Annotated in this window: 7 protein-coding genes and 1 pseudogene; 3 read left to right on the top strand and 5 right to left on the bottom strand. The window is 55.1% G+C overall.

Annotated features, from left to right (window positions below; all coding sequences use genetic code 11):
* Nucleotides 1–416: 416 nt before the first annotated feature.
* From xerC to EAE90_RS22630, 3 genes are read right to left on the bottom strand one after another with little or no spacing between them, the layout of a single operon-like run.
* The gene (gene xerC, locus EAE90_RS22640) at nt 417–1,442 is read right to left on the bottom strand and encodes a site-specific tyrosine recombinase XerC (RefSeq protein ID WP_214055384.1); all 1,026 of its coding nucleotides are present in this window, start codon (nt 1,440–1,442) and stop codon (nt 417–419) included.
* Nucleotides 1,443–1,475: 33 nt separating this feature from the next.
* On the bottom strand, nt 1,476–1,652 hold the full coding sequence (locus EAE90_RS22635; RefSeq protein ID WP_214055383.1) for a hypothetical protein: 177 nt from the start codon (nt 1,650–1,652) through the stop codon (nt 1,476–1,478).
* A 10-nt stretch (nt 1,653–1,662) separates the two neighbouring features.
* Nucleotides 1,663–4,365 carry a CHC2 zinc finger domain-containing protein gene (locus EAE90_RS22630; protein ID WP_214055382.1) on the bottom strand — a complete coding sequence of 901 codons (2,703 nt, stop codon included), beginning with the start codon at nt 4,363–4,365 and terminating at the stop codon, nt 1,663–1,665.
* 115 nt (nt 4,366–4,480) lie between these two features.
* On the opposite strand from EAE90_RS22630, the gene EAE90_RS22625 reads away from it, so the two are divergent.
* The 3 genes from EAE90_RS22625 to EAE90_RS22615 all read left to right on the top strand — a co-directional run bounded on the left by EAE90_RS22625 (nt 4,481) and on the right by EAE90_RS22615 (nt 5,529).
* Nucleotides 4,481–4,909, top strand: coding sequence for a helix-turn-helix domain-containing protein (locus tag EAE90_RS22625; protein ID WP_242685676.1), 429 nt, complete (start codon nt 4,481–4,483; stop codon nt 4,907–4,909).
* 87 nt (nt 4,910–4,996) lie between these two features.
* Nucleotides 4,997–5,317 carry a SymE family type I addiction module toxin gene (locus tag EAE90_RS22620; protein ID WP_046397391.1) on the top strand — a complete coding sequence of 107 codons (321 nt, stop codon included), beginning with the start codon at nt 4,997–4,999 and terminating at the stop codon, nt 5,315–5,317.
* A gap of 14 nt (nt 5,318–5,331) precedes the next feature.
* Nucleotides 5,332–5,529 carry a DUF7706 family protein gene (locus EAE90_RS22615; protein WP_046397392.1) on the top strand — a complete coding sequence of 66 codons (198 nt, stop codon included), beginning with the start codon at nt 5,332–5,334 and terminating at the stop codon, nt 5,527–5,529.
* 57 nt (nt 5,530–5,586) lie between these two features.
* Here the strand turns inward: EAE90_RS22615 and EAE90_RS22610 are convergent, their stop codons facing one another.
* Both EAE90_RS22610 and EAE90_RS22605 read right to left on the bottom strand, forming a co-directional pair.
* Nucleotides 5,587–5,880 carry a hypothetical protein gene (locus EAE90_RS22610; RefSeq protein WP_214055381.1) on the bottom strand — a complete coding sequence of 98 codons (294 nt, stop codon included), beginning with the start codon at nt 5,878–5,880 and terminating at the stop codon, nt 5,587–5,589.
* A pseudogene (locus EAE90_RS22605) lies at nt 5,880–6,227 on the bottom strand (RHS repeat-associated core domain-containing protein); the annotation flags it as partial. The gene EAE90_RS22610 and the pseudogene EAE90_RS22605, both read right to left, overlap by 1 nt.

Raw genomic sequence — 6,227 nt, 5'->3', positions numbered from 1 at the left:
GCCACGGATGGCGGCGACTGCGGCGGTGGGATTTTGCATTGAGGCTGACAGCAGCGGGCGCAGCCCGGTGCGCCACGGGGGCTAAGCGGCCCCACCCGGCGGCCAGCCGCGCACCGGGGTTGAGGTGACCGCGCAGCGCCCTTGGGTGGACGGCGCCGACATAATGTTTGTTAAGCGTTGTGGGCCGTTCAGGCCCATTGCGCTTAATGCCACATTATGTTGAATGGCGGCTGACCGGCAACGACGGTCACAGAGAACGCCGAAGTTCAGCGCCGGGCGGCCGGCATTTACTGCCGGGCACGCCGCAGGTAGGGGGGCAGTCTGTGCGCAGGGACGCGCACAGTCTGCCTTTCACCTTTCCCACGAGACTGACAGAGGGCCGGCTAACATTAAGATTGTCCGGCAACACAGCGCGTTCAGACCGGCTTCGGGCTGTCCGGCTTGTTACTATTCGCCTGTTTGTCGTCTGGCCGCGTTGTCTGCTTTTTCTTTGGTTTCCGCTCTGCCGGGTGCGTCTGTTGATGAACTTCTTTGAGGTGTCCGATGGCAACCCGCGTGTAAATTTGCGTGGTCTCCAGCTTTTTATGCCCCAGTATCGCCTGGATATGCCGGGTATCCGCGCCGTTCTCCAGCATTTGCGTTGCCATTGTGTGCCGGAACACGTGGCAGGACCCCGGTTTGTCGAGTTTTGCCTGCTCCCGGATGGTTCGCCCTGCGATTTGCGTTAAGGTGTTGCGTGCCAGCGGTCTGCCTCTGACGGTGATGAACATATGCCCGCTGTCATACCGATAGGCCAGTTGCGGGCGCACGCTGGCCAGATACCGCTCCAGCCACGCCAGCGCCCGTTCTCCTATCGGCACCACCCGGTCATGGCCGTTTTTTCCCTGCCGCACCACCACCACCCCGCGATGGCGGTCTATGTCGCCGAGTCTCAGATTAATCAGTTCTGTACGCCGGATACCGGTATTCCAGAACACTTCCAGCATGGCGCGGTTACGCAGGCCGAGGGGCGTCTGGGTGTCGAGGCTGGTCAGCACATGCTCAGTCTCCGCGTCACTCAGTACCTGCGCGGGCAGCCGCTGCTCCTCTTTCGGCAGGATTAGCATTTCTGCCGGGTTATACAGGATATGGTGACGCTGCAATAACCAGCGGAACCATCCCCGTAAGGCGCGGAGCCGTTGTAACTGGCTGTTATTGCCGTAATGCTGTCCGTCTGCCTTGCGGTAACGGCGCAGATAACGCTGCCAGCTCTCCAGCAACGGCAGGGAGACCTGCGGCGCATGGTAGACCGCCCGCATCTCGCACCAGTCGACGAACGGCGTTAACCATTCCCGATAGGTTTCCGGCGTTCGGGTGCTGTGCCCGCTGGCGGTCTGGATTTCCAGATACGCCTCAAGCTGCTGGCGTAAGGTCGCAAGGGTAAAAACAGGTTGTGTTTCCATTGTCTGCCTCTTAATGGGGGGTCTGTCGGTATGCTACGGTTTTTTTATCCTGCCCTGCCGGAACAGTAATTTTTTGCTTAACCCGACCGCTTTGCTGTGAAGCCTTGTTGTGTCTGACTTTGCGCTGATATTTTTAACCCGACCGCTTGCCGACCTGATACCGACCGGCAGGCGACCGCTTAACGCCTTATCCCGACCGGGCGATTTCATACTGCGCCATTCAGGGCACTATCAGCCCGCTCAGGTGGGCGGCGTCGCTGTCTTCCCCGTCGAACAGCAGTTCGTAGATGAACGTCAGCCCGCGCCGGTGCAACAGCAGGTATTCCATTTCAACCAGCCGTGAGAGATGGATTTTCAGCTGGGTATCGCCCCACTGCACCGCATCACGCAACATTTTGCGGGTAAACAACATTTCATGGCGCGGCTGCCCGCTTTCCCTGACCCAGTTTTGTATCAGCAGCAACAGCCTGCGCGTCTGCGGCGGCATCTCATCCAGTGTGCGGCCTAATATCTCGTGGGCCAGCCGGTTCGCCAGGCGGATATCTTCTTTGGCGACTTCGATATATTCAAGCCGTTTGCCCCGGTGTTCCGCGGTCTTCACCTCGCGCTGGTGCTGATGCAGCAGGGCGATACTTTGTATCAGGGTGAGATATTTCATGTGGTCGCGCCGGGTGCGGGTTTTATCGCTCATGAACGTTAACTGTGAGGCATAAGGGTTAACCACATTCAGCGGGCGCAACAGCCGCTGGGCGTTTTGATGCAGTTCGGTGATATACGCCTTTTCATTCTCCGCCAGTAAGCCTTCGAGGGTTTGTTTATGGCGCTGCAAAGCGTGGATAGCTTCGGTCTGTTCCCGCGATTCGTTTACCGTCAGCACCAGACAGCGGTTTAACAGCTCTTCATCGACATCAATCGCGGTAGTGGTGAGCATCAGCATCACCGGCCCTTTCACCGTGTACTGTTTGGTGACCAGATTACCGCTGGCGTCATCTTTACCGGTGCTGGCAATGGTCAGTTCGCCGTCGCTTTGCAACAGCTTAAGCGCATAGGCAGCCTGCCTGACGCCTTCCTCTTCGGCAATGGCTAAGATTTTATGCTGGAGATTGGTTTCCCCCAGATAGAACAGACTCTGGCCGGTCATGGCGCTGTATTGCAGGCGTTCCTCTTCCGGTATCAGATTGAGTACCGCATCCATCAGTGAACTTTTCCCGGCAGCGCTGCTGCTCTGTATCAGCACGGCCAGCGGACGTTCCAGCTTGCGGCTGACGGCAGCTAAGTAACCGGCCAGAAGGTTGGTGCTTTCCCCCACCACGCCACAGGCGGCTAAGTCCGCGGTGATGCGCTCACTCAGCTGCGGGTCTTGCAGCAGCGCCAGCGCCGCGGACCGCTCGGCGTCGTTCATTTCTGGCGTTTTCTGCTCAGTCCCCATTTCCCCCTGCTGCTGCCACTGCTCAATCGCCAGTAATATCTGCCCCAGCGCGCGGCGAATATCCCCCTCGGCCAGCCCCAGCTCAGCCGCGGCCATCCGCGCGTAACCCTGACGGCTGCGTGCGCTCATCAGGTCAACGCCATCCAGGAACATCACGCCGCTTTGGGTATCAATGACCTGCGCATTGAGTTTCATGGCAACTGCGCCCGCTTTCACGGAAGACAACCCCCGAATGCACCAGCGCAGGCTGCCCAGCAAGACCTTAAGTTCCCCGCCTGCCCCTGCTTCCCAGATAAGGCCGGGCGTCGGGTTTTGCACTGCCGCCACAGCAGCGGCTAAAGCCGGAAGCGGGGCGGCTTCGGCGGATACCTCCGCTTCCGTGCGCGTTGTCACTGCGGTTGACATTGGCGTCGCGCTCTCAAGCAGCAGGGCGAAAGCGGCTTCCGGCTCGGCCGCCTGACACAGATAGTCGTTGGCATCCATTTCGGGCGGGAACATCACGCGCAGCGGGGTGATACCTTTTGTCAGCAGCGCCGCTGCCAGTTTTACCGCCGCTTCATTGCCCGCGCTGTCATTGTCGAAGGCGATAAGCGCCTGCTTGATACCATGCCGCTCAAACGCCTGCCAGTGGTCAGCCGTCACCCCGTTGACCCCGTAAGCGGCGGTCACGTTCCGATGACCGGCGACCCAGAACGACATCGCATCAATCAGCGATTCACACAAGATAAGGCTTTTCGAGGCCATCAGCGCCGCCTCATTCCAGACTCCGCGATGCGTACCCGGCAGATAGAGATGCGACGGCGTACCCACCCGCAGGTGGTCACCAATTTTACGCCCGTAGATTTCCTGTATTTGCCCCTGAGGATCGATAACCGGCACAACCAGCGAGCCGGTAAAATGTTCATGACCCGATTCACGCATCAGCCCTACCGCCCGCAGTCGCGCCCGGATTTCAGCGCCCGGCTTGAGTTTCTTCGACGGCAGGCGATACCCCAGCGTGCGGTTGGCAAAGCCCAGCCGGAAGTGAGCGACTAACTCCGGGTGATTGAGGCGCCGCTGGGTCAGATACGCCTGCATCTCCGGCGCGTTCAGCAATGTGTGGTGATAGAACTCAACCACCCGATGCAGCAGCGCCTGCCGGCCGGCTTCATCTTCGGCCAGCAATGTCGGTTCAGACGGCGCAACCAGCGGTTCGACCGCCGGATTTTCGCCCAATAAAGCCCGCAACCGCTCCGCCGCATGGCGCAGGCTTAAGCTTTCGGTTTTCATCACCCAGTCCAGCACCGAACCGCCCGCATTACAGCCGAAGCAGTGATACAGATTCTTTTTCGGGCTGAGCACCATTGACGGGGTTTTCTCCTGATGAAACGGACACAGCACCACGTAATCGTCTTTGCCGTGTTTAATCAGCTTTCGTCCCTGTTGTTCCGCCACGGCCACTAAGGAGGCGGCGGCTTTCAGGTGCTGTAATTCGGCTTCGGGTATCCGGGCCATGTAAGCAGTCCTTATAAAATATTTTTCAATAAAGCATTTATGCTTGATAAGGTAGCTTCAAGGCTTTATTATGTCAAGCATGTAAAGTCGATATCAACGCACCGGAGCATGGAAGATGGCAGATAATTACGGCAACATAGCTCTATTTGATACCGTTATGATGACTGAGGTGCTTGATATGACAGCGGCGACAGAGACCGGATTTGCCCAACGCTTACGCGAGTTACGCAGGCAGAAGGGGTTTTCTCAGTCTGAGCTGGGCAGACTGGCGGAGTTGCATTACACCCATATTGGCCGTTTTGAGCGGGGGACTTCCAGACCGGGAAGCGACACGTTAAAGCGTCTGGCGGATGTGCTGGGTGTGACCAGTGATTACTTGCTGGAAGGGGCGGCGACGGAAGCGGCTAAAGCAAGATTTGAGGACCGGGAGTTACTGAGACAGTTTCAGGCCGTGGAACAGCTACCGGAGGAAGACAAGGAAGTGATTAAGAAGTTGCTGGATGCTTTTTTAACTAAGAAGCAGTTACAGGCGCTGGCAAGATAAAAGGACACCCTTTGATTTAACGCGGGGCTAAGGTGCTGCCAACACTTTAACCCCGCTCACCACAAGCAACTAAGAAGGAGTTGAATGATGGCTAAGGCGCATTCTAAAGCAGAAGCGGCAGTAAATAAAGCCGTGAAAACAGAACGTTATTATACGGTGGGCTATGTGCCGAACGGGAATAAGGTCAACAACGCCACCCCGGCGATACACCTTAAGGGACAGTGGCTGAGACAGGCGGGGTTTAATACCGGCGGCCAGATTACGGTGAAGGTAATGGACGGTTGTCTGGTGCTCATTCCTGACAGTGAAGCCACGCAACAACAGCATCAACAGTACCAGCGGCAACAGGCCCAACTGCGGGAGATTAAGCAGCAGATGCAGGCGCTGATAACCGGTTTTGCGGGTTAAGGGGAGAGCATGAGATGACGATAGCCATTGAACATTTACAGGACATTCAGTTAACCCACATTGAAGCGCTGGCCTTGGCCCAACTGGTGAAGCGGCTGAACTGGGCGGAGATACGCGCCTGTGCCGTGAATGACGAGGAAGCGTATCAGATTAAGGATGCGATTTCTAAGCTTCAGTCCGCTCTGGCTTACCGTGGGTATGCGCCAAGATAGATCATGAATAGGGCCGGAAGATCTCGAAGGATCTTTCCGGCTATTAAATTTCATCAACTATAATTTATGCATTGCTGATTGAATCTTTTCTTCTAACTCAGATAAATTTTTTGCTGAACCTAAATAAACAGGACTTTCCCAGTTAAAATCTTTAATTAATGCCAAGTTAAACTGTCCATTAATTTCGAATGAGGGTCTCCAGCCAATGTCTAAAAGATATCCATTAGGAAATTCTACCTGCAACATATCTTCTTTTAATTCATCAAGTTGATTCTCAAGTGGAATATCATCACTAATAGAAAAATCATTAAAAACGATCACCCCACTTTTTTCTGAAAAATCAATGTTCATTATTTTGTCAGTTTCCTAAATTCATTGAGAGATATTGGATGTCCGTGAATAGTACCGCCGCTATATTCAACTCTTATCCATTGACTTGGTTTACCTTCACTAGCCCCGATAATTTCTCCCATATCTTGAACTTTCCAAGGCTTACCATTTGTAACTGGTTGCCCAGTTTTATAAACAGAACGCTCTAATGCTTCGATGTTAATTTCTGGTTTATATTTTGCTGGCCCAGATTTCGTTGATTTGACTATATCGTTCCAAGAAGCATTTTTGGGAGGCACATGTTTGTATCCATGATTTGTCCAATTAGGTTCCTTAGCGCTCGGACATGGAGTTAACCCGAACGGGTC

The organism is Photorhabdus caribbeanensis (genome assembly GCF_018448885.1).
Lineage (GTDB): Bacteria > Pseudomonadota > Gammaproteobacteria > Enterobacterales > Enterobacteriaceae > Photorhabdus > Photorhabdus caribbeanensis.
This window is presented reverse-complemented; position numbering and strand designations above follow the sequence as displayed.